Source organism: Oleiphilus sp. HI0123, assembly GCF_001635315.1.
Genome location: NZ_LWGE01000149.1, coordinates 1 through 473 on the forward strand (window position 1 = coordinate 1; position 473 = coordinate 473).

General features: G+C 41.4%; 1 protein-coding gene. It reads left to right on the forward strand.

From position 1 onward, the window contains the following. Positions 1-473: hypothetical protein (locus tag A3761_RS01385; protein ID WP_231881113.1), on the forward strand; the 473-nt coding region annotated here is incomplete at both ends.

A 473-nucleotide genomic window follows, 5' to 3' on the forward strand; every position in this document is an offset into this window, starting at 1 on the left:
CTCATACCATGCATATTATCTACAGCAATAGTTTCGAGGAGGATGTAATATTCGCAAAGGAAATTCGCTCCTGTGCCAAACAGAATCACAATATAAAACTTACAGAATTAATCTCAAGGCCAAGTGAAAGTTATCAAGGCATCGGCGGACGTGTTACTGAAGAGCTTGTTTCATCTTCACTGAGCAACTTAAGCTCAAAGATGTTTTACATATGCGGCCCAACACCCTTTAATGAAAGCTGTGTCGAAATACTTAAAAACTTAGGTGTAAAAGAGCGTCGTATGCTTGTAGAGCTAAACGGCCCTCCTAAGAAACCTGAAACACAAGCACACTGGCCTGAAGATACTTCTATTGAAAAAGAGGTAACTATCACAGTACAAGGTAAAGGAAGTTTTGTTGCAAAGTCAGGTGAACCTCTGCTGAATAGTCTCGAACGTTATGGCCTAAGCACCGAGAATGCTTGCCGCTCTGGT